18 protein-coding genes are annotated in these 23,009 nt (G+C 71.6%); 5 read left to right on the top strand and 13 right to left on the bottom strand.

Annotated elements, in window-relative coordinates; translation table 11 throughout:
- Positions 1 to 2 precede the first annotated feature (2 nt).
- A complete protein-coding gene (locus RWE79_RS09925; protein ID WP_475939660.1) occupies positions 3 to 3,185 on the top strand; it encodes an alpha-mannosidase in 3,183 nt (1,060 codons plus the stop codon).
- 115 nt (positions 3,186 to 3,300) lie between these two features.
- Here RWE79_RS09925 and RWE79_RS09920 read toward each other — a convergent pair whose 3' ends face one another.
- From RWE79_RS09920 to RWE79_RS09900, 5 genes are all read right to left on the bottom strand, one after another.
- Positions 3,301 to 3,732, bottom strand: a complete 432-nt coding sequence (locus RWE79_RS09920) for a hypothetical protein (protein ID WP_475945718.1) — start codon at positions 3,730 to 3,732, stop codon at positions 3,301 to 3,303.
- A 211-nt stretch (positions 3,733 to 3,943) separates the two neighbouring features.
- The gene (locus RWE79_RS09915) at positions 3,944 to 4,966 is read right to left on the bottom strand and encodes a LacI family DNA-binding transcriptional regulator (protein WP_475939659.1); all 1,023 of its coding nucleotides are present in this window, start codon (positions 4,964 to 4,966) and stop codon (positions 3,944 to 3,946) included.
- 28 nt (positions 4,967 to 4,994) lie between these two features.
- On the bottom strand, positions 4,995 to 5,891 hold the full coding sequence (locus RWE79_RS09910) for a carbohydrate ABC transporter permease (protein WP_475939658.1): 897 nt from the start codon (positions 5,889 to 5,891) through the stop codon (positions 4,995 to 4,997).
- A complete protein-coding gene (locus tag RWE79_RS09905) occupies positions 5,891 to 6,829 on the bottom strand; it encodes a carbohydrate ABC transporter permease (protein WP_475939657.1) in 939 nt (312 codons plus the stop codon). Before RWE79_RS09905 ends, RWE79_RS09910 begins: the two co-directional genes overlap by 1 nt.
- A 204-nt stretch (positions 6,830 to 7,033) precedes the next feature.
- Complete coding sequence (locus RWE79_RS09900; RefSeq protein ID WP_475939656.1) at positions 7,034 to 8,335, bottom strand: extracellular solute-binding protein; 1,302 nt, start codon at positions 8,333 to 8,335, stop codon at positions 7,034 to 7,036.
- Positions 8,336 to 8,511: 176 nt separating this feature from the next.
- Between RWE79_RS09900 and RWE79_RS09895 the strand changes: the two genes are divergently transcribed.
- The 3 genes from RWE79_RS09895 to RWE79_RS09885 all read left to right on the top strand — a co-directional run bounded on the left by RWE79_RS09895 (position 8,512) and on the right by RWE79_RS09885 (position 13,989).
- Complete coding sequence (locus tag RWE79_RS09895) at positions 8,512 to 10,554, top strand: beta-galactosidase (protein ID WP_475939655.1); 2,043 nt, start codon at positions 8,512 to 8,514, stop codon at positions 10,552 to 10,554.
- A gap of 130 nt (positions 10,555 to 10,684) precedes the next feature.
- Positions 10,685 to 12,268, top strand: coding sequence for a glycoside hydrolase family 53 protein (locus RWE79_RS09890; RefSeq protein ID WP_475939654.1), 1,584 nt, complete (start codon positions 10,685 to 10,687; stop codon positions 12,266 to 12,268).
- 107 nt (positions 12,269 to 12,375) lie between these two features.
- Positions 12,376 to 13,989 carry a glycosyl hydrolase 53 family protein gene (locus tag RWE79_RS09885; protein WP_475939653.1) on the top strand — a complete coding sequence of 538 codons (1,614 nt, stop codon included), beginning with the start codon at positions 12,376 to 12,378 and terminating at the stop codon, positions 13,987 to 13,989.
- 98 nt (positions 13,990 to 14,087) lie between these two features.
- On the opposite strand, the gene RWE79_RS09880 is transcribed toward RWE79_RS09885, so the two are convergent.
- Positions 14,088 to 14,855: an IclR family transcriptional regulator gene (locus RWE79_RS09880; protein WP_475939652.1), complete on the bottom strand. Its 768-nt coding sequence runs from the start codon at positions 14,853 to 14,855 to the stop codon at positions 14,088 to 14,090.
- A gap of 108 nt (positions 14,856 to 14,963) precedes the next feature.
- Between RWE79_RS09880 and RWE79_RS09875 the strand changes: the two genes are divergently transcribed.
- A complete protein-coding gene (locus RWE79_RS09875) occupies positions 14,964 to 16,493 on the top strand; it encodes an aldehyde dehydrogenase (NADP(+)) (protein ID WP_475939651.1) in 1,530 nt (509 codons plus the stop codon).
- Between the two features lie 116 nt (positions 16,494 to 16,609).
- Here the strand turns inward: RWE79_RS09875 and thpD are convergent, their stop codons facing one another.
- From thpD to RWE79_RS09840, 7 genes are all read right to left on the bottom strand, one after another.
- Entirely contained in the window at positions 16,610 to 17,500 is an 891-nt protein-coding gene (thpD, locus tag RWE79_RS09870; protein WP_475939650.1) for an ectoine hydroxylase, read from the bottom strand.
- 1 nt (position 17,501) lies between these two features.
- Positions 17,502 to 17,900, bottom strand: a complete 399-nt coding sequence (locus RWE79_RS09865; RefSeq protein WP_475939649.1) for an ectoine synthase — start codon at positions 17,898 to 17,900, stop codon at positions 17,502 to 17,504.
- 15 nt (positions 17,901 to 17,915) lie between these two features.
- The gene (gene ectB / locus RWE79_RS09860) at positions 17,916 to 19,187 is read right to left on the bottom strand and encodes a diaminobutyrate--2-oxoglutarate transaminase (RefSeq protein ID WP_475939648.1); all 1,272 of its coding nucleotides are present in this window, start codon (positions 19,185 to 19,187) and stop codon (positions 17,916 to 17,918) included.
- A gap of 34 nt (positions 19,188 to 19,221) precedes the next feature.
- Entirely contained in the window at positions 19,222 to 19,716 is a 495-nt protein-coding gene (ectA, locus tag RWE79_RS09855) for a diaminobutyrate acetyltransferase (protein ID WP_475939647.1), read from the bottom strand.
- A gap of 424 nt (positions 19,717 to 20,140) precedes the next feature.
- A complete protein-coding gene (locus RWE79_RS09850; protein ID WP_475939646.1) occupies positions 20,141 to 21,019 on the bottom strand; it encodes a hypothetical protein in 879 nt (292 codons plus the stop codon).
- Complete coding sequence (locus tag RWE79_RS09845; RefSeq protein ID WP_475939645.1) at positions 21,019 to 21,597, bottom strand: SigE family RNA polymerase sigma factor; 579 nt, start codon at positions 21,595 to 21,597, stop codon at positions 21,019 to 21,021. The genes RWE79_RS09850 and RWE79_RS09845 overlap by 1 nt, the downstream gene beginning before the upstream one ends.
- A gap of 301 nt (positions 21,598 to 21,898) precedes the next feature.
- Complete coding sequence (locus RWE79_RS09840; RefSeq protein WP_475939644.1) at positions 21,899 to 23,008, bottom strand: pyridoxal-phosphate-dependent aminotransferase family protein; 1,110 nt, start codon at positions 23,006 to 23,008, stop codon at positions 21,899 to 21,901.
- Position 23,009: the final 1 nt, after the last annotated feature.

Below are 23,009 nucleotides of genomic sequence, written 5' to 3'. Positions count from 1 at the left end.
CCATGCATGACGACCGCAAGCAGGTGGAGGACCGCCTCGACCGCGTCCTGGCACAGCGGATCCGCCCCGCCGTGTACAGCGCGTCCGTCCCGCTGACGCTGACCGCCTGGCACGTCCCCGGCGAACCCGTGCCGGTCGCCGAGGCGCTGGCCGCCGAGTACGGGCCCTTCGCCGTCGGCGAGCGCTGGGGCCGCCCCTGGTCCACCAGCTGGATCCGCGCCGAGGGCACCGTCCCCGCCGAATGGGCCGGCAAGCGCGTCGAAGCCGTCTTCGACCTCGGCTTCGTCGGCGACTGGCCCGGCAACCAGGCCGAGGCCCTGGTCCACGACGCCGCCGGACACCCGGTCAAGGGCATCGAACCGCGTAACCAGTACGTGCCCGTGGCCCGCGAAGCCGCCGGCGGCGAACCGGTGCACTTCCTGCTGGAGGCCGCCGCCAACCCCGACATCCTCGGCAACGGCTTCCTCCCCACCCCGCTCGGCGACCGGCTCACCGCCCCGCCCGAGCCGCTCTACACCTTCGCCCGCGCCGACCTCGCCGTACTCGACGAGAACGTCTGGCACCTGGTCCTGGACATCGAGGTCGCCGCGGAGCTGATGCGCGAGCTGTCCGCCACCGACCCCCGCCGGCACGAACTGCTGCGCGCCCTGGAGCGGATGCTCGACGCCGTCGACATCACCGACGTGCCCGGCACCGCCGAGGCTGCCAGGGCCCGGCTCGCCGACGTCCTGTCCCGGCCGGCGCACGCCAGCGCCCACACCCTGTCCTCCGTCGGCCACGCCCACATCGACAGCGCCTGGCTGTGGCCGCTGCGCGAGACGGTACGCAAGACCGCCCGCACCTTCTCCAACGTCACCGCCCTCGCCGCGGACTACCCCGACTTCGTCTTCGCCTGCTCCCAGGCCCAGCAGTACGCGTGGGCCAAGGAACACCACCCCGAGGTCTACGCCCGCATGCGCGAGGCCGCCAAGGCCGGCAACTGGATCCCCGTCGGCGGCATGTGGGTCGAGGCCGACGGCAACCTGCCCGGCGGCGAGGCCCTGGCCCGGCAGCTCGTACACGGCAAGCGCTTCTTCGCCGACGAGTTCGGCGTCGAGTGCGAGGGCGTCTGGCTCCCCGACTCCTTCGGCTACACCGGCGCCTACCCGCAGCTGGCGAAACTGGCCGGCATGAGCTGGTTCCTCACCCAGAAGATCTCCTGGAACCAGACCAACAGGATGCCCCACCACACCTTCTGGTGGGAGGGCATCGACGGCAGCCGGGTCTTCACCCACTTCCCGCCCGTCGACACCTACAACGCGGTCCTCTCCGGCGCGGAGATGGCCCACGCGGTGCGCAACTACGCCGACAAGGGCGGCGGCACCCGCTCCCTCGTCCCCTTCGGCCACGGCGACGGCGGCGGCGGGCCCACCCGCGAGATGATGGAGAAGGCCCGCCGGCTGCGCGACCTCGAAGGCTCCGCCAAGGTCGTCGTCCAGGACCCCAACACCTTCTTCCGCGACGCCCGGGCCGAATACCCCGACGCGCCCGTCTGGTCCGGCGAGCTCTACCTCGAACTCCACCGCGCCACCTACACCAGCCAGGCCCGCACCAAGTCCGGCAACCGCCGCAGCGAACACCTGCTGCGCGAGGCCGAGCTGTGGGCCGCCACCGCCGCGCTGCGCACCGGCCACAGCTACCCGTACGAGGACCTGGACCGGCTGTGGAAGACGGTGCTGCTCCACCAGTTCCACGACATCCTGCCCGGCTCGTCCATCGCCTGGGTGCACCGCGAGGCCGAGGCGGCCTACGCCCGGATCCGGGAAGAGCTGGAAGCGATCATCGCGACAGCGACAACCGCGCTGTCCGCCCCGTCCGGGCCGGACCGGCCACCGGCCGACGGCAGCCGACGAGACGGTGACCACGGACCGGCCGAGGCGCGGCCCGCCACGCCGTGGCTGTTCAACGCCGGCCCCCGCCCCCGCACCGAGGTCGTCACCGTCCCCGCCGAGCTCACGCCCGACGGCGAGCCCCGCACCGTCCACGCCCACGTACCCGCCTCCGGCGCCGTCCCGCTGACGGAGGCGCACCCCCCAGTCACCGTCCCCGTCACCGTCACCGACCGGGTCCTGGACAACGGCCTGGTCCGCGTCACCCTCGACGACGCCGGGCTCCTCTCCTCGGTGTACGACCTGGTCGCCGACCGCGAGGTCCTGGCCCCCGGCGAACGCGGCAATCTGCTGCGCCTGCACACCGACCTGCCCAATCACTGGGACGCCTGGGACATCGACCCGCACTACCGGCGGCAGTACACCGACCTCACCGCCGTCGACAGCCTCACCGTCACCGGGAGCGGCCCGCTGAGCGGCGCCGTCCGCATCGAGCGGTCCTTCGGGGACTCCCGCATCACGCAGACCGTACGGCTGCACGCGGGCAGCCCCCGGATCGACATCGAGACCGACATCGACTGGCACGAGGCCGAGAAGATCCTCAAGGCGGCCTTCCCGCTGGACGTGCACGCCGACCGCTCGGCCGCCGAGATCCAGTTCGGCCACGTCTTCCGGCCCACGCACACCAACACCAGCTGGGAGGCGGCCCGTTTCGAGGTCTTCTGCCACCGCTGGGTGCAGGTCGCCGAGGCGGGCTACGGCGTCGCCGTCCTCAACGACTCCACGTACGGCCACGACGTGACCCGTACCACCCGCGACCACGACGGCGGCACCACCACCACGCTGCGCCTGAGCCTGGTGCGGGCGCCCCGCAGCCCCGACCCGCAGGCCGACCAGGGCCGGCACCGGATGACGTACTCGCTCCTGCCGGGAGCCTCCGTCGCCGACGCGGTGGAGGGCGGCTACGCCCTCAACCTGCCGCTGCGGATCGTCCCGGGTCACGGCCCCGGCCCCGGCCCCGCCGGCGGACCCCCGGAGCCGCTGGTGGCCCTGGACGGCCGGGCGGCGGCCATCGAGGCGGTCAAGCTCGCCGACGACCGCTCCGGGGACGTCGTCGTCCGGCTCTACGAGTCGCTCGGCGGACGGGCCCGCACCACGCTGCGGCCCGGCTTCCCGGTGGCCCGCGCCCAGGTCACCGACCTGCTGGAGCGCCCGATGGACGGGGCACCGCCGGTCGAGCCGCAGCCGGACGGCACGATCGCGGTGAGCCTGCGGCCCTTCGAGGTGCTCACCCTGCGGCTCACGCCGTGCGGATAGCCACCCTCGACATCTGGTGCCGGCGCGGCCCGTGGCCCGACCGGTTCCCAATGATCCGCGCGGCCTGCGGGCCCCGGCCCTGACAGCTCGCGGTGCTCACCGTGCGACGCGGAGCTCAGGCCCGGGCGTCGCCGGTCGGGGCCAGGCGCGCCGTCATGCCGCCCCCGGGCAGTTCCCCGGGGGCCGCGCGCCGTTCGTACAGCAGCGCCATTCCCGTCGCGAACGCCCCCGCGCCCTCCCAGAGCCCGACCCCGACGAAGGCTCCGGGAGCGCGCCCGCCGATCACGGCGAGCGTGAAGACCGTGCAGGTCAGCAGCCGGAACGGGACCGTCCAGCGGAAGAAGGCCCGCCAGTCGGCGAGGGCGGCCAGGACGTAGTAGACGCCCATGTTCACCGCCGCCATGGATGACGCGGTCATGAACGCGTGGGTGAAGTCGGACGCGGCGCGCCGGTGCGCGGCACCCAGCCCCAGCAGCCCCAGCTGGACGTCGGGGGAGACCAGCCCCACCAGCCCGAGAGCGGTGGCGAGGATGCCGAAGACCGCCATGGTCCAGCCGGAAGCGGAACGGGGAAGACGCACGGGGGCTCCGGGGCGCGAGAGCGGAAGAGGATGTGCCGACCGCGGCCGAGCGGCCGAGCAGCAGAGCAGCAGAGCAGCAGAGCAGCAGAGCAGCGGAGCAGCGGAGCTGCCGAGCAGCCGCGCGGTCAACGTGCCTGATCCTAGGGCGAGTTGACCCCTGCTCGCGAACGGCCGCCGGCTACGCGGAGTCGCGCCGCACCAGTTCCGTCGGGAGGATGACCGCGGAGGGGTCCTCGCCGGAGAGGCGGGCCAGCAGGACGCGGACCATCTCGGTGCTGATGCGGTCCCAGGGCTGGCGGACGGTGGTGAGCGGGGGCCGGGTGCCCATGGCGGCGGGGGAGTCGTCGAAGCCGCCGACGGCGACGTCCTCCGGGACGCGGCGGCCGGCCCGGTCCAGGGCGGTCAGGGCGCCCTGCGCCATGAGGTCGGAGGCGACGAAGACCGCGTCGAGGTCGGGGACCCGGGTGAGCAGGGCGGTCATGGCGGCGTCCCCGCTGGCGCGGCTGTAGTCGCCCTCGGCGACGAGCCGCTCGTCGGTCTCCAGTCCGGCGGTCGTCAGCTCCTCGCGGTAGCCGGCGAGGCGCTGGACACCGCCGGGGGTGTCCAGCGGCCCGGTGATCATGGCGATCCGGCGGCGTCCGGAGGCGACCAGGTGGCGGACCATCTGGTGGGCCCCGCCCCGTTCGTCGGCGGCGACATACGCGATGGCGTGGCTCTGGCCCAGCGGCTCACCGCAGGCCACGACCGGCACCCCGCCCTGCTCCAGCCGCTCGGCCATCGGGTTGCCCGAGTGGCTGGAGACCAGCAGTACGCCGTCGACGTGGCCGCCGGTGATGTAGCGCGTTATCCGCCGCCGTTCCGGTTCCGTCCCGGCGATCATCAGCAGCAGCGGGATGTCGTGGGCGGCCAGGGCCTGTGTGCAGCCGCGCAGCAGGACGTTGAAGTTGGGGTCCTCGAAGAACCGCTCCTGCGGCTCGGTGAGCAGGAAGCCCACCGAGTCCGAGCGGCCGGTGATCAGGCTGCGGGCATGCCGGTTGACCACGTATCCCGTTCTGCGGATCGCCGCGTTGACCGCTTCCAGCGCCGTCGGGCTGACGTTGTGGCCCCCGTTGAGCACCCGGGAGACCGTGCCGCGGGACACCCCGGCCTCGCGGGCGACATCGTGGATCGTCGGTGGTCGACGTCGTTCGGTGCGGCTCATGCGGCGCTTTCTCTCGGCAGGCTTCGGGTCAGGACTTTACGGCGCCGGACAGCAGATCCAGACTCCAGAACCGGGAGATCACCAGGAAGAGCGCGATCAGCGGCATGATCGCCAGCATCGCGCCGGTGATGACCAGGGTGTAGAGCGCCGGTGCCGACGCGCCCTGCTGGAGCAGTGTGTACAGACCCAGTGTGACGGGGAACTTCTCGTCGTCACCGAGCATGATGAACGGCAGCAGGAAGTTGTTCCAGATCGCCACGAACTGGAAGAGGAAGACCGTCACCAGCCCGGGGAGCATCATCGGCAGCCCGATCCTGGCGAAGATCCCCCACTCCCGGGCGCCGTCCACCCGGGCCGCCTCCACGACGTCGTCGGGGACCGCGGCGGCGGCGTAGATCCGGGCGAGGTAGATCCCGTACGGGGACAGGACGCTCGGCAGCAGCACCGACACATAGCTGTCGGCGAGGCCGGCCTTGGCCATCAGGAGGTACTGCGGGATGGCGAGGACGACCGGCGGCATCAGCACCCCGGTCAGCAGGACGTTGAAGATCGTCTCGCGGCCCCGGAAGCGGTACTTGGCGAGCGCGTAGCCGCTCAGCGCGGACACCGCCGTGGACAGCAGGGCACCGACCCCCGAGTAGAACAGGGAATTGAGCATCCACTGCCAGTAGACGCCGTCGCGGTACGCGGTCAGGTCGCGGACGTTGTCCAGCAGGCCGGTGCCGGGCAGGAAGGTGAAGGTGGAGAACAGCTCACCGCTGCTCTTGGTCGAGGCCACCAGCACCCAGGCCACGGGCAGCAGGCAGTAGGCGGCGCCCAGCAGCAGGACGACGGTGGGGACCAGGCCGGGGCGGCGGGGCCGGCGGCTGCGGCCGGAGCGCTCCCGGGCACGCGCCTCCGGGCGGGCGATCGTGGTGGCGGACATCAGGAAGCCCCCTGCTTGGTACGGGAGTTGGCCGCCCGGAGGAAGCCGAAGGACAGGGCCAGGGTGGCCACCGCGAGGATCACGGAGGTGGCGGCCGCCGAGTAGATGTCACCCCGGACGAAGGCGTCCTGGTAGATCTTCATCAGCGGGCTCCAGGTGGTGGAGATGGTGTTGGTCATCCCCTTGAGCGTCATCGGCTCGCTGAAGACCTGGAGGGTGGCGATCATCGAGAAGAAGAAGGTGAGGACCAGGGCCGGGGCCACCGACGGGATCTTGATCCGCAGGGCGATCTGCAGCTCCGAGCAGCCGTCGATCCGGGCCGCCTCGTAGATCTCCACGGGCACCGCACGCAGCGAGGTGTAGATGACGATCATGTTGAAGCCGGTGCCGCCCCAGACCGCGATGTTGGCGAGCGAGCCGAACATCGCGCCGCCGGAGAGCAGGTCGGGCTCGGGCAGGCCCGCCTTGTCCATCAGGAAGTAGAACGGGCTGATCGTGGGGAGGTAGAGAAAGCCCCACAGAAGCGCGGAGATCACTCCGGGGACGGCGTACGGAAGGAAGATCGCCAGCCGGGAGAAGCCGCGTGCCCGGGTGCGGTGCGCGTCCAGCATCAGCGCGAACAGCAGGGCCAGGCCCAGCATGGACGGCACCACCAGGGCGCCGTAGCCCAGGGTCCGCAGCGCGCCGTGCAGCAGCTCGGTGTCGTGCAGCGCGTCGGTGTAGTTGGCCACGCCGGCCCAGACCTCGTGGCGGGCGTTGTGGCCCAGGCCGAGGCCCTTGACCTCGACCTTGCGCAGGCTGAGGTAGAGCGCGTAGCCGATGGGGAGGGCGAAGACCAGCGCGAACAGCGCGGCGGCGGGGATGAGGAAGCCGTACGGTGCCAGACGCGGCCCTGCGGGACGGCCCCGCTCACGGGGGCGGACGGTCGCCGATGCCATGGGTAACTCGATTCGACGGTGGGTGGAGCGGTTGCGCGTTCGCGCTGGACGGTGGCCGGGCCCGCGGAGCAGCCCGGGCGGTGGCCTCCGGACACCCTGCCCCGCCCGGCCCGGGAGTCTCCGGGCGGGGCGGGGCAGGAGAGTGGCACGGGAAGGGGCGCTGACCGGCCGGTCGACGGTCCGACCGGCCGGCTGGTCGACCGGCTAGCCGACGCTGAAGCCCTGCTTCTTCAGGTCCGCGACCGTGGTCGACTGCATCGTGTCCAGGGCCGAGGTGAAGTCGGACTTCTGCTGCGCGGCCTTGCCGAAGGCGTCCTTGAAGGCGCTGTACGCGACGTTCACGTTCGGCCCCCAGGCACCCGGCGCCGTGGTCTTCGCGATCGCGGCGGCCTGGGTGTAGAAGTCGGGCTGGTCGGAGAAGAAGTCGGGCGCCTTGGACAGCGCGCTGCCGGTCTGGGCGGTGGTCGCCGCCGGGTAGATGCCGCCGTTCTTCACCAGCGCGGCCACGGCCGTCGGGTCGGTGTTGAGCCAGGTGGCGAACTTCGCCGCGGCGGCCTTGTGCTTGGAGTCGGTGGTGATGCCGGTCGTCGAACCGCCCCAGCTGCCGGTCTTGTTCTCACCGGCGGTCCACTGCGGCAGCGGTGCCATGGCCCACTTGCCCTTGGTGTCGGGGGCGGCCGTGGTGAGGACACCGGGGGCCCAGACAGCGCTGACCCAGGCGATCTGGGTACCCGTGTTGAGGGCCTTGTTCCAGGCGGGGGTGTACATCGGCTGGTTGTCGAGGGCGCCCTCCTTGACCAGACCGCCCCAGAAGTCGGCGACCTTCTTGGAGGCGGCGTCGTCGATGCCGACCTTCCAGGTGTCACCGCTGGTGGTCCACCACTTCGCCCCGGCCTGCTGGGACAGGCCCGCGAAGAGGCCGGGGTCGCCGCTGCTGAAGGTGGTCAGCGACTTCTTGCTGTCCTTCTTCTTCAGCGCGCGGGCGGTCTGCGCGAACTCGTCCCAGGTGGTGGGGACGGACAGCTTGTACTTCTTGAACAGGTCCTTGCGGTAGTAGAACATCAGCGGCCCGGTGTCCTGCGGTATCGCGTACACCGCGTCCGAGCCGAGCGTGACCTGCTGCCAGACGCCGTCGGCGAACTCGCTCTTGGCGTCGCCGGCCTCGCCCGAGATGTCGGCGAGCACGTCATTGCTGACCAGGGTGGGGAGCACCTGGAACTCGGCCTGGATGAGGTCCGGCGCCTTGTGGGCCTTGGAAGCGGTGATGATCTTGGTGACCAGGTCGTCGCCGGACGCCTGCTTCTTCACCGTCACCTTGATGTTCGGGTTCTTCTTGTTCCAGATGTCGACGACCTTGTCCAGGCCGGGTGCCCATGCCCAGTACGTGAGGCTGACGGGGCCGGTTTCTTCCGCCTTCGCGGTGCCGTCCGAGCTGCTGCTGCAACTCGCGAGGAGGGCCGCGCCGAGAACGGCGGCCGTGACCTTGGCAATGAGTGAGGTACGCATGGTCTCGCTTCCCTGACAAGGGCGGCAGCGTCGATGCGGCCGCCAGCCATGCACTGTGAGCGTTCACAGTAGAGAAACTTTCCGGACACTTGTCAATGCTTGTTGCCATGCGGTTATCTAGGCCGAGTCGCCGCTCACGCGACTGTGCACGTTCCCAACATCATCCAGGAGTTCGCATGCTGCCTCGCGTCGGTCGCCTCGCCTACGGCGGTGACTACAACCCCGAGCAGTGGCCCGAGGAGGTCTGGCAGGAGGACGTCGCGCTGATGCGCGAGGCCGGCGTCACCATGGTCAGCGTCGGGATCTTCTCCTGGGCTCTGCTGGAGCCCGAGCCCGGTGTGTACGACTTCGGCTGGCTCGACCGGATCATCGCGTTGCTGCACGCCAACGGCATCCGCGTCGACCTGGGCACCCCCACCGTCGTACCGCCCGCGTGGTTCTACGCCGCCCACCCCGAGGTACTGCCGGTCACCCGCGAGGGGATCCGTTACGGGTTCGGGTCGCGCGGCGCGATCTGCCACAGCTCGCAGGCCTACCGGCAGGCGGCCGCCGGGATCACCGAGCAGCTGGCGCGCCGCTACGGCAGCCATCCGGCGGTCGCCCTGTGGCACGTCCACAACGAGTACGGCGTCCCCGTATCGGCCTGCTACTGCGAGGCGTCCGCGGCCGAATTCCGCCTCTGGCTGCAGGCCCGCTACGGCACCCTGGAGGCGCTGAACGCCGCCTGGGGCACCGCCTTCTGGGGACAGCACTACGTGGACTGGGCGCATGTCGACGCCCCCCGGATCACCCCGACCGTCGCCAACCCGGCGCAGCAGCTGGACTTCGCGCGCTTCACGGACGCCACGATCCGCGGCAACTTCACCGCCGAACGCGACATCCTGCACCGGCTGGCCCCGGGCATCCCGGTCACCACCAACTTCATGACCGCGCTCAGCCAGTGCGACTCCATGGACTACTGGGCCTGGGGCGAGGCGGTCGACGTGGTCACCAACGACCACTACCTGATGACCGACGGCCGCCGCACCCACGTCAACCTCGCCATGGCCGCCGACCTCACCCGGTCAGTCGCCGGCGGCGCCCCCTGGCTGCTCCTCGAACACTCGCCCAGCGGCGTCAACTGGCAGCGCCGCAACCCCGCCAAGCGCCCCGGCGAGATGGCCCGCAACAGCCTCGGCCACGTCGCCCGGGGCTCGGACGGCGCGATGTTCTTCCAGTGGCGCCAGTCCCGCTACGGCGCCGAGAAGTTCCACTCCGCGATGCTGCCGCACGCCGGCACCGACAGCCGGATCTGGCGCGAGGTGGTCGCCCTCGGCGCCGACATCGGCGCCCTCGCCGGGATCGCAGGCAGCCGGACCGTCGCCGATGTCGCCATGCTGTGGGACTGGCAGTCCTGGTGGGCCCAGAAGCTGGAGTGGCGCCCCAGCCAGGACCACGACGCCCGGGAGCGCGCCGACAGCTTCTACGAGGCGCTCTACGACCGGCACCTGACCGTCGACTTCGCCCACCCCGAGGCCGATCTGTCGGCCTACCCGCTGGTCGTCGTCCCCGCGCTGTACCTCGCGTCGGAGGCCGCCGGACGCAAGCTGCGCTCGTATGTGGAGGGCGGCGGCACCCTGGTCGTGTCGTACTTCTCCGGCATCGTCGACGAGCACGACACCGTGCACCCCGGCGCGGTGCCGGGTGCGCTGCGCGAGGTGCTCGGGCTGACCGTCGAGGAGTTCGCGCCGCTGCTCGACGGCGAGCGGGTACGGATCGAGGCCGCGGGGGGGAACGCCCCGGCGGCCGCGGGGGCGGGCCCGGAGCTGACCGGCGACCTGTGGACCGAGTTCGTCGTGCCCGCCCCGCAGGGCGCCGAGCCGGTGTGGACCTACGCCGACGGCCCCGCCGCCGGCCGGCCGGCCGTCACCCGCCACGCACTGGGGCAGGGCACCGCCTGGTACGTCTCCACCCGCCTCGACGCCCGGGACCTGGACGCGGTGCTGGCCTCGGCCGCCGCCGACGCGGGCATCGCGGCGCGCGAGGACCTGCCGCGCGACGTGGAGGTCGTCCGGCGGGCCGGAGAGGACGGCAGCCATGTCTTCGTGATCAACCACACCGGTACCGAGGCCAAGGTCGCCGTCGGCGGATCCGGGACGGAGCTGCTCACCGGCGAGCGGGTCGCCGGGCTGCTCGCGGTGCCGGCCGGCGCGGTACGGGTCGTCCGCGTGGACGGCTAGCGCACGCATCTGGTTCCGGCCGGGGCCTGGGGAGGTCTCCGGCCGGTAGGGGCGGCGTCACCGCGCTCGCGGTGGGGACGGCGCCGCCCCGCCCAACCAACCCACCCATGGGTTCATCGAAGGGACAACGATGTTCCAGCCGAGTCGCACCATTCTGCGGGCCCTGGCCCGCACCCTGGCGATACCCGTGCTCGTGGCCGTCGGCCTGACCGCCGCCCCGGCCCAGACCGCGGCAGCCGCGAGCACCCTCACCAACGGCGGTTTCGAGTCGAACGGGGCCGGCACCGCCACTCCCACCGGCTGGAGCACCTACTCCGCCGCGGGCCAGAACAGCGCCTCGTATACAGAATCCGGTGGACACTCCGGTTCGTACCGGCTCACCCACTGGGCGTCTACTGCATACAAAGTGCAGACCTACCAGTATCTGTCGGGCCTGACCAACGGCAGCTACACGCTCACCGCCTGGGTCCGCTCCGGCGGCGGCCAGAACTCCGCCTACCTCGCGCTCACCGGCTGCGGCAGCACCGACCAGCGCACCGACCTGCCGGTCAGCTCCAGTTCCTGGGTCCGCGTCGTCACCTCGATCGCGGTGACCAACAACCAGTGCACGATCAGCGTCAACTCCGATGCCAACGCGGGCAACTGGATCAACGTCGACGACCTGACCTTCACCGCCGGTTCGACCGGGCTGACGGTCAAGGGCGCCGACATCTCCTCCCTCGCCAAGAGCGAGGCGTACGGCGGCGTGTACAAGACCAGTTCCGGTACCACCGGGGACGCGCTGGCGATCCTGAAGTCCGCCGGCATGAACTACGCCCGCCTCAAGGTCTGGGTCAACCCGGCCGACGGCTACAACAACAAGGCCCGCGTGCTGGCGATGGCCACCCGGATCAAGAACCAGGGCATGAAGCTGCTGGTCGACTTCCACTACTCCGACACCTGGGCCGACCCCGGTGCCCAGACCAAGCCCGCGGCCTGGTCCGGCCACACCTACAGCCAGCTCAAGACCGACGTCTACAACCACACGTACGACGTCCTCAACGCCCTCAAGGCGCAGGGCACCACCGCCGACATGGTGCAGATCGGCAACGAGATCAACGGTGGCATGCTCTGGTCCGAGGGCTCGACCAGCAACTGGTCCCAGCTCGCCGGGCTGCTCAACTCCGGCTACAGCGCGGCGAAGGCCGTCTCCTCCGGCACGCTGGTCGCCCTGCACCTGGCCAACGCCGGTGACGACGCCACCGTCCGCTGGTGGTTCGACAACGCGGCCACCTACGGCATCAACTACGACGTGATCGGCCTGTCGTACTACGGCTACTGGCACGGCACGCTGGCCGCGGCGCAGACCACGCTCGACGACGTCGCGTCCCGCTACGCCAAGCCCGTCTACATCGCCGAGACCGCCTACCCGTTCCGGCTCGACAGTGAGGACTCGCTGACCAACATCATCGACACCAGCGGTGAACTGGTCTCCGGCTACCCGGCCACACAGGCCGGCCAGGCGGCCTGGTTCCGTGACGTGCTGAGTGTCGTCGAGGCGGTGCCGAACGGCCGCGGCCTCGGGGTCTTCTACTGGGAGGCCACCTGGACCGCCGTCACCGGCAACGGATGGGACCCGACCGACGCGTCATCGGGCAACGGCTGGGAGAACCAGGCGCTGTTCGACTACAGCGACAAGGCCACATCGGCGATGAGCTGGTTCAGCCACCGCTGACGCGGCACACCGGCGGCGCCGCCCGGCACTGGGGTCGCGCGGCGCCGCCCGCCCGCTCGTACCCGTACCCGTATCCGTACTTTTCCCCTGTCGAACGGATGACCTCGATGCTCCCTTCGAGACGCACGATGCTGGCCCGCTCGCTCGCGGTGTCGCTGACGGCGACCGGACTCACCGCGCTGCCCACGCCGTCGGCATACGCGGCGCCCGGCGCCGGCACAGCCTCCGGCACCGGCACCGGCACCGGTGCCCTTGCCAACGGCGACTTCGAGGCCGACGGCACCGGCACGGCCACCCCGGCCGGCTGGAGCACCCGCAACGCCGCGGGCCAGGGCAACGCCTCGTATACAGAATCCGGTGGACACTCCGGCTCGTACCGGCTCACCCACTGGTCGTCTACTGCATACAAAGTGCAGACGTACCAGCACCTGACCGGCCTGGCGAACGGCCACCACACCCTCACCGCCTGGGTCCGCTCCTCCGGTGGCCAGCGGACCGCCCACCTCGCGCTGAGCGGCTGCGGCGGCGCCGAGCAGCGCACCGATCTGCCGCCCACCCCCAACGGCAGCTGGGTACGGCTGGTCACCTCGGTGAAGGTCACCAACCACCGCTGCACCGTCAGCATCGTCTCCGACGCCGCCGCCGGCGAGTGGATCAACGTCGACGACGTGACCCTCACCCCCGGCTCGACGGGCCTGGCGATCAAGGGGGCCGACATCTCGACCCTCACCAAGAGCGAGGACTTCGGCGGTGTGTACCGGTACGCCGACGGCACCCGCGCCGACGCCCTGACCATCCTGCGCTCCGCCGGGATGAACTACGCCCGCCTCAAGGTGTGGGTCGACCCGGCCGACGGCTACAACAACAAGGCCCGGGTCCTGGCCATGGCCAGGCGCGTCAAGCGGCACGGCATGAAGCTGCTGGTCGACTTCCACTACTCCGACGCCTGGGCCGATCCCGGCAAGCAGAACAAGCCGGCGGCCTGGGCCTCGGACACCTTCGCCCAGCTCAAGGCCGACGTCTACAACCACACGTACGACGTCCTGCAGGCCCTGAGGGCGCAGGGCACCACGGCCGACATGGTGCAGATCGGCAACGAGATCAACGGCGGCATGCTCTGGCCGGACGGCCGCTGGGACAACTGGCCGGGCCTGGCCGCGCTGCTCACCGCCGGCGCGGAGGCGGCCAGGGCGGTCAGCCGCTCCACGCTGGTCGCCCTGCACCTGGCCAACGCCGGTGACGACGGCGGCGCCCGCTGGTGGTTCGACAACGCCGTCTCGTACGGGGTGCCCTTCGACGTCATCGGCCTGTCCTACTACAGCTACTGGCACGGCGCGCTGAACGACCTGCAGACCACGCTCGACGACATGGCCTCCCGCTACGACAGGCCGGTCTTCGTCGCCGAGACCGCCTACGCCTTCACCCTGGACAACGACGACGCGCTGGAGAACAACATCGCGTTCTCCTCGCAGCTGGTCTCCGGCTACCCGGCCACCCCCGCCGGGCAGGCGGCGAACCTGCGCGACGTGATGAACGTCGTCGAGGCGGTGCCGAACGGCCGCGGTCTGGGCGTCTTCTACTGGGAGCCCACCTGGACCGCGGTCACGGGCAACGGCTGGGACCCGGACGACTCCTCGTCGGCCGACGCGTGGGAGAACCAGGCGCTGTTCGACTACGGCGACCGGGCGCTGCCGGCGATGAGGTGGTTCGGCCACCGCTGAGCCGCCGAGCCGCCGAGCCGCTGTCCCGCTGAGCCGCCGAGCCGGCAGGCAGTGCGGCCGGTGGTCGGTGGCCGGTGAGCAGCTGACGCCCGGCCGCTTCAGAGCCGCCGGGTGGCCAGCGTCAGCCGGTCGCGGGCGTCGTAGAGGGCATCCCTGATCAACTGCTCGTGTGCCGGGGTGAGTCTGGCCACCGGCACCGAGCAGCTGATCGCGTCCCGGGCCGGGGTGCGGTAGGGGATGGCGACGCCGAAGCACTTCAGGCCGAGGGTGTTCTCCTCACGGTCCACGGCGTATCCCTGCTCGCGGATCTGCCGGAGCTCCAGGATCAGCTTCTCGCGGTCGGTGTGGGTGTGCTCGGTCAGCGCGTCCAGGGACTCCGGGAGCAGCTTGCGGACCTGCTCGTCGGTGTGCGTGGCCAGCAGCGCCTTGCCCAGGGAGGTGGAGTGCGCGGGCAGCCGGCGGCCGACGCGGGTGAACGGCCGCAGATAGTGCTGGGACTGCCGGGTGGCCAGATAGACGACGTTGGTGCCGTCGAGCCGTGCCAGGTGGATGGTCTCGCCGGTGTCGTCGGACAGCCGGTCCAGGGTCGGGCGGGCGGCGGCGACCGCCTCGTCGCCGTCGATGTACGAGGTGCCGACCAGCAGCGCCCGTACGCCGATCCCGTACCGGGTGCCGGTGGCGTCGGTCTCGATCCAGCCGAGCTCGACCAGGGTGCGCAGCAGCATGTAGAGGCTGGACTTGGGGTAGCCGACCGCTTCCTGGACGGCGGCCAGGCTGTGCATGCCCGGGCTCCCGGCGAAGAACTCCAGCAGCTCGACCGTCCGGACCGCCGACTTGACCTGCGATCCTCCGTCCCCTGCAGCCATCCGTCGACCCCTCTTGTTCGGCCGGGACCCGCGCAAGTAGGCTCCCAGCGTATTCACAATTACGGATGCTGTTCAGCATATCGAACAAAAGGCGTGGAGGTACCCGCTGTGGCTGTACCAGTGTGGAGTGTGGATCCCCGTACCGGGAAGCAGCGGGAGCAGGTAGCGGTCGAGGCGACGGCCGAGGAGGTCGACACGGTCGTGCGGGCCGCGGCCACCACGGTCCCGGCGCTGGCCGACCGGGCCGTACGCGCCCGGCTGCTGCGCACCGCCGCCGACTTCCTGGAGGAGGCCGGGCCCCGGATCCTTGAGGCCGCCGACGCGGAGACCGCGCTCGGCCCGGGCCGGCTCACCGGTGAACTCGGCCGTACGGCCTACCAGTTGCGGGCCTTCGCCGACGTCGTCGACGAGGGTGCCTTCCTGGACGTGATCATCGACCACGCGGACGCCGCACTGGCGCCCCCGCGCCCCGACCTGCGGCGCTACCGGATCCCGCTGGGCGTCGTGGCCGTCTACTCCGCCAGCAACTTCCCGCTGGCCTTCTCCGTGCCCGGCGGCGACACCGCGAGCGCGCTGGCCGCCGGCTGCCCGGTCGTCGTCAAGGCCCACCCCGACCACCCCGCGACCAGCGAACTCGCCGCCGACGCGCTGCGCAGGGCCGCTGTCGAGGTCGGCCTCCCGGCGGACGTGGTGTCGGTGGTGCACGGCTTCGAGGCCGGTATCGAGCTGATCAGGCACCCGCTGGTCTCGGCGGCCGGCTTCACCGGCTCCGTACGCGGCGGACGCGCGCTCTTCGACGCCGCCGCCGCCCGGCCGGTACCCATCCCCTTCCACGGCGAACTGGGCAGCCTCAACCCGGTCGTCATCACCGAGGCCGCCGCCGAGGAGCGCGCCGAGCAGATCGGCGCCGGTCTCGCCGGGGCCATGACCCTGGGCGTGGGCCAGTTCTGCGTCAAGCCCGGTCTGGTCCTGGCCCCGGAGGGCGAGGCGGGCGACCGGCTGCTGAAGTCCCTCGCCGGCGCGGTGTCCGAGGCGCCCTCGGGCACCCTGCTGGACGCCCGGATGCGGGACAACTTCATCGCCGGGGTGCGCGAACGCGCCGGGCTGCCCGGCGTGGAGACCCCCGTCGAGGCCGGCGACGGCGGGGAGCACATGGTGCGCCCCGGCTTCGTCACCGTCCCGGCCGCCCGCCTGACGCGGGAGGGCGAGTACGACGCCCTGCTGGAGGAGTGCTTCGGCCCCGTGACGGTCGTCGCCCGCTACGCCGGAGCGGCCGACGGCGAGGAGGTCGCGGCCGTCCTGGGGCGGCTGCCCGGCAACCTCACCGCCACCGCCCACGTCGGCGAGGCCGAGGCCGCCGGCGGCGGGGCGGAGCTGCTGGCCCGCCTCACCCCGCTGGCCGGCCGCGTCGTGGTCAACGGCTGGCCCACCGGCGTGGCCGTCGCCCCCGCCATGCACCACGGCGGCCCCTACCCGGCCACCACCTCCACCTCCACCTCGGTCGGCGGTACCGCGATCGAGCGCTGGCTGCGCCCGGTCGTCTACCAGGACACCCCCGAGGGCCTCCTCCCGGCCGAGCTGCGCGACGGCAACCCGCTGGGCCTGCCCCGCCGGGTGGACGGCCGCCGCGAGGCCTGACCGGTCGGTTCAGGAAAAGCGCAGGGCGACGCGGCTGCCGTACGTACGGCAGCCGCGTCGCCCTGACCCGCTTCCCCGGGGGTACGGGTACGGCGGGTACGGGCAGCGAACGGGCCTCACCGCACCGGCGTGAAGTCCCGGGCGCCGACGAACTCCGGTCGGCGCACCGGGGCGGCGAAGGGTTCGACGGCGGTGTTCTCCACGCTGTTGAAGACGATGAAGACGTTGCTGCGCGGGAACGGCGTGATGTTGTCGCCCGACCCGTGCATGCAGTTGCAGTCGAACCAGGTCGCCGAGCCGGCCGGGCCGGTGAACAGCCGGATCCCGTGCCGTCCCGCCAGCTCGGTCAGGGCCTCGTCCGACGGGGTGCCGGCCTGCTGCATCCGCAGCGACTGCCGGTAGTTGTCGGCGGGCGTCCCGCCGGCGCAGCCGAGGAAGGACCGGTGTGAGCCCGGCATGATCATCAGGCCGCCGTTGGTGGCGTGGTTCCCGGTCAGCGCGACGGAGACCGAGACCGTACGCATCCGGGGCAGGCCGTCCTCGGCGTGCCAGGTCTCGAAGTCGGAGTGCCAGTAGAAGCCGGAGGCCCCGAAGCCGGGCTTGACGTTGATCCGGCTCTGGTGGACGTAGACGTCGGAACCGAGGATCCGGCGGGCCTGGTCGACCAGCCGGGGGTCGTTGACGAGCCCGGCGAAGACCTCGCTGAGCCGGTGCACCTCGAAGACCGAACGGATCTCCTGGGACTCGGGCTCGACGATGGCCCGTTCGTCGGCGCGCACCGCGGGATCGGCGACCAGCCGGTCGAGTTCGGCGCGGTAGGTCCGCACCTCCTCCGGCGTGATCAGCTGATCGACCGTCAGAAAGCCGTCGCGTTCGTAGTCACCGAGGGCCGGGTCGGTCACGGCTGCCCCGGTGCGGTCGCCCCAGACCACCGGGTCCCGGCGCGGAACGAGCACCTCGGTGGCGCCCCGGGTGGGGTACAGGTCGGTGGTGGTCGCGGTCGTCATGTCAGGCTCCTTCCGTGAGCAGGGGGTAGACCCCGTTCTCGTCGTGCACCTCGCGGCCGGTGACCGGCGGGTTGAAGACGCACACGAAGCGCAGATCGGTCGTCGGGCGCATGGTGTGCCGCTCGTGGCCGTCGAGGAGATAGAGCGTGCCGGGACCGACCGCGTACGTCGTACCGGTCTCGTCGTCGGTCAGCTCGCCCTCGCCCTCGACGCACAGGACGGCCTCGATGTGGTTGGCGTACCACATGGCGGTCTCGGTACCCGCGTACATGACCGTCTCGTGCAACGAGAAGCCGACACCCTCCTTCGCGAGGATGATGCGCTTGCTGCGCCAGGTGCCGCTCTCGGCGGTCACGTCGCGGTCGGTGCCTTCGATGTCCTTCAGGGAACGGACGATCATCTGCGGATGTACTCCTTACGCGGTTTCGCGGACGGCCCGGGCGAGGGTGCGCAGCCCCTCGTCCAGTTCCTCGGGGGTGATGGTCAGGGCGGGCAGCAGCTTGACGACCTCGCCCTGCGGGCCGGAGCTCTCGACCAGCAGGCCCAGCTCGAAGGCGCGGGCGCAGACCCGGTCGGCGCGGGACTTGTCGGTGAACTCCAGCCCCCAGGCCAGGCCCCGGCCCCGGTACCGGGCGCCGGAGCGGGTGTGCTCGGCGACGATCTGGCGCAGGGCGGCCTCGACCTGCTCGCCGCGCGCGACGGTCTGCTTCTCCATGCTGCCGCCGTCGGCCCAGTACGTGTCCAGGGCGGCGGTCGCGGTGACGAAGGCCGGGTTGTGGCCGCGGAAGGTGCCGTTGTGCTCGCCGGGCTCCCAGACGTCCAGTTCGGGCTTGAACAGGGTCAGCGACATCGGCATGCCGTAGCCGCCGATGGACTTCGACAGGGTGACGATGTCGGGCACGATGCCGGCCTCCTCGAAGGAGAAGAACGTCCCCGTGCGGCCGCAGCCCATCTGGATGTCGTCGACGATCAGCAGCATGTCGCGCCGCCGGCACAGGTCGGCCAGCCCGCGCAGCCACTCCGGGCGGGCGACATTGATGCCGCCCTCGCCCTGGATCGTCTCGACGATCACGGCGGCCGGCTGGTTGAGCCCGGAGCCCTGGTCCTCCAGCAGCCGTTCGAACCACAGGAAGTCCGGGACGCGGCCGTCGAAGTAGTTGTCGAACGGCATCGGCGTGCCGTGCACCAGCGGGATGCCGGCACCCGCCCGCTTCATCGAGTTGCCGGTCACCGCGAGAGAGCCGAGCGACATGCCGTGGAAGGCGTTGGTGAACGACACCACGCTCTCCCGGCCCTTGACCTTGCGGGCCAGCTTCAGCGCGGCCTCCACCGCGTTGGTGCCGGTCGGGCCGGGGAACATCACCTTGTAGTCCAGGTCACGCGGGCGCAGGACGAGATCCTGGAAGCGCTCCAGGAAGGCCCGCTTCGCCGTGGTGCTCATGTCCAGGCTGTGGGTGACGCCGTCGCGCTCCAGATAGTCCAGCAGGGCCCGCTTGAGGACGGGGTTGTTGTGGCCGTAGTTGAGGGCGCCGGCGCCGGCGAAGAAGTCCAGGTAGCCGTGGCCGTCCTCGTCGTACATCCGGCTGCCCCGCGCGCGGTCGAACACGGCCGGCCAGCCACGGCAGTAGCTGCGGACCTCGGATTCCAGGCTCTCGAAGACGGTCGGGGCGGGCGGGGTGATGGTCATGTCCGGTTCCTTCGCGGTCTGGGTGCGGGGGAGTTCAGGCGATCGGGCCGATGCGGTAGAGCACCTCGGGATCGTGTCCGTCGGGGAACAGGCCGCCGTCGAACAGCACTTCGCGCTCCACGCCGGCACCGTGCCGCTTGCCGAACGACATGAACAGCCGGTGCGAGGCCTCGTTGTCCGGGGTGATCGTCGTCTCGACCTCACGTACGCCCTCGGCGGCCATGCGCTGCGCCAGGTCGTCCAGCATCGCGCCGGCCAGCCCGCTGCCCCGCTGCTCCTGGTCCACCGCGACCTGCCAGACCACCAGCGTCCCCGGCCGGTCCGGCCGTACGTAGCCGGTGGCGAAGCCCACCGCCCGGCCGCCGGCCCCGCGCGCCACCACCGAGGTGCGGGCGAAGTCCCGGCACCACAGCAGATAGCTGTACGAGGAGTTGAGGTCGAGGGTGCGTGAATCACGGGCGATACGCCAGAGCGCGGCGCCGTCCCCGATTTCCGGGCTGTCGATCAGCAATTGCGTTGCGGTGGTCATGCGGCACGAAGCTACCGAGTGGAAAATTGAATTGCATGGCGCTGCGGCCTTTACAGGGCAGCCGTCGGCAGTTATCACGCGTACGTGAGCCGGGCGGTGATACGCCCCGGTTTGCCCGGATAGAACCGGGCAAAAGGGTGATCCTGTGGGGTCGATCACACCCTGAGAATCACCGTGGAACGTTCACGAAACCTTGGCGTTTGGGCTGTGAACGACTGGGCAGGAGCGCATGCGGGAGAATAGCCGGCCGCTATTACCGGGAATTCGCCGGAGAATTACCCGGGTGAAATGACCGCGTGAAATGACGGCGCTGGACGACGGCGCTGGACGACGGCGCTGGACGACCGCGCTGGACGACCGCGCTGGACGACCGTGAACAGCGGACGCGCGCCGGGGAACGGTGGCAGTGGCCGGTGGGCGGCGATCAGTAGAAGTCGCCGCGCACCTCCACCGCGCCGTCCGGGCCGTCGCCCTGCGCCGCGTACGCGTCCCCGCCCGCGTCCCGGCCGCCCTTGGCGTGGTTGTACTGGCCGGCGAAGACATAGGTGCCCGCCGCCAGCGTCTTCCCCGGCTTCAGCGTCCAGCGGTAGACCAGCGCGTCGTCGTCCTCGGTGATCTTCACCTCGTAGTCGTCGGAGTTGAGCGTCGACCACGAGCCGGTGCTCGCCACCTCGTCGGTCTTCACCACCCGCAGCTCGACGACCAGTCCGCTCAGCGTCCCGGTGCTCTTGACGGTGACATTGCTCTGCGCCCAGAACTCGCTGCTCGCCTTGTCGATCGAGCCGTCCGACCACAGATAGCCGTCCTGCGGATGGTTGCCGCGCTTCACGTCGGGCGAGGTCGTCGGCGTGGACGAGGCCTGCGCCGACGCGCTGTCCGTGGCTTTCCCGGTCGCGGACGGGCTGCCGCTCGCCCGGCCCGACGGCGGGGTGACCGGCCGCCGGGTCGGGGAGGCCGTCGCCGACGGCACGGCGGGCGACGAGGCCGGGCCGGGGGAGGACACCACCGTCTGCGGGCCGGCGTCGCCGCTGTTGACCGTCAGACCCACCGCGAGGCCGCCGATGCCGAACGCGCCGACCAGCCCGGCCGTCACGCTCACCACCCGCGCCCACGGCGCCGGTCCGTACCGCGACCGGTGGCCGCGCCGCGGCCCCGGCTCCGGCGCGGACATCCCGCGTTCCACCCGGGCGAGCATCCGCTCCCGGTCGGGGCGGTGCTCCTGTGCCGCACGCCGCAGTTCCGTCCGCAGGTCGCTCAGCACCTCAGGGTGCCGCCCGTTCCTGTCCTCGTACCGGCCGCCCATCAGTTCCTCCGTCCCGCGTGTCCAGCGGCTGCCGCCGTCTTGTTCCGCCCCGGTGGGTCGAGCACCCGTACGGCGTTCGCCGGCCCGAGCAGTTTCTCCAGCTCCGCGATGCCCCGCGAGGTCTGGCTCTTCACGGTGCCGACCGAGATGCCCAGCGTGACCGCCGTCTCCTTCTCCGACAGGTCGAAGGCGTGCCGCAGCACCACGCAGGCACGCTTGCGGAACGGCAGTCTGCGCAGCGCCTCGCGCACGTCGACGACCGCCGGCACATCCGGGTCGTCCATCCGCTCGCTGCGCTGCCCCCAGAACAGGGCCACCCGGCGGCGCTCCCGCACCATGCTCCGGATCCGTGAACGCGCGAGGTTGGTCACCACGCCGCGCGCGTACGCCGCCGGGTGGTCGGCCGCCCGCACCCGGTCCCACTGGTGCCACATCGCGACCAGCGCGTCGGCCGCCAGATCGTCCGCCGCGTCCCGGTCCCCGGTCAGCAAATAGGCCAGACGGGACAGTTCGGTGTGGTGCCGCTCGAAGAACTCGTGAAACTCGGCAGCGGCGACATCGTCGACAGCTGTGCCCACGGTGACCCCTCCCCTGATCGCTACCGGTGGCCCCGTTGCGTCGCCTCGGTCCTGGCGAGATGCGTGAGCGTAGCAGTGCGACGTGAGTTGTTCGAGAACGGGTCGCCCAAAACCGAACGAATGTGGACGCCGGAAAAAACTTCGAACTTCTCGGCAACCTATCCGCCCGCCGCGGCAACCACTGGGTGGGACTAGGAGAATGGCCCCTCTCACGTCCCCCAGCCGCTCGCGGCCGGTTCCGTAGCTCTGGCCCCCCATGCCGACGGAACCGGCCGCGAGCGGCCACCTGCGCTATCCGCCCTCAGCCGGCGAGCGCCTGCCGCCAGGCCCGCTCCGCCGCGCTCACGGCGGCTTCCGTGTCTCCCTGACGCGCATGCGCCAGCGCGGTCAGGCCGCGTACGACGACGTCCAGTTCGGCGTCCGGCCCGTAGTGGTTGACCCGGATCATCTCCTTGGCCAGCGCTCCGCCCCCGGCGGCCAGCGGCAGGTCCTGGTCGGCGGCCAGGGCCCGGGTGACCAGCTCGGAGGCGTCGACGCCGTCGAGGGTGCGCAGCGTGGTGGCGACCGGAGCGGCGTCCCGGGCGTCGTGGACGTACGGTTCGAGACCGGAACCGGCGCCCAGCGCGAGCACCCCCGCCCGGGTGGCGGCGGCGGCCGCCGTGTGCCGCCGGATCACCGCGTCCAGCCCGGCCGCCTCGATCCGCTCCACACAGGCCTCCAGCGCCAGCATCTCCAACTGCGCCGGGGCGTGCGGGAGCGCGCGGCGGCCGGTGTCGATCCAGCGGTCCTTCCAGTCCAGCAGCGACAGATAGGAGCGGCGCGGCGCGGCCGGGTTGGCCGCCATCCGCTGCCAGGCCCGCTCGCTCACCGACACCGCCGACACGCCCGCCGGGCCGCCCATCGCCTTCTGGGCGCCGATGACGCACAGGTCGACCCCCCACGCGTCGGTGAGCAGCGGCTCGGCGCCCACGGAGGCGACCGCGTCCAGCATGAACAGCGCGCCGTGCGCCCGTACCACCTCGCCGATCCCGGCGACCGGGTTGGTGTTGCCGGTGGCGGCCTCGGCGTGCACCAGGGAGACGAGGTCGATGGCGGGGTGCTCGGCCAGGGCCCGCCGGACCGCGTCCGTGCCGGCCGCCGTGTGGAAGGGCACCTCCAGGTCGACGACGGTGGCGCCCGCGTCGCGCAGCCAGCCGCCGAAGGTCTGGCCGTAGGGACCGGTCACCACGTTCAGCGCCGTCGAGCCGGGCCGGGCGGCGGCGCGGATGCAGCCCTCCAGGGGCAGCAGCGCCTCGCCCTGGGTGATCACGACGTCGTTGGCGGTACGGAGCAGCGCGGCCACCTTCCGCTCGATGCCGGCGAAGCGGGCCGGGGTCATCGGGGGGAGCCGGTCAAGGAGGGGATGTGCCATG

The sequence above is a fragment of the Streptomyces sp. RLA131 genome, from assembly GCF_056270125.1.
This window is presented reverse-complemented; position numbering and strand designations above follow the sequence as displayed.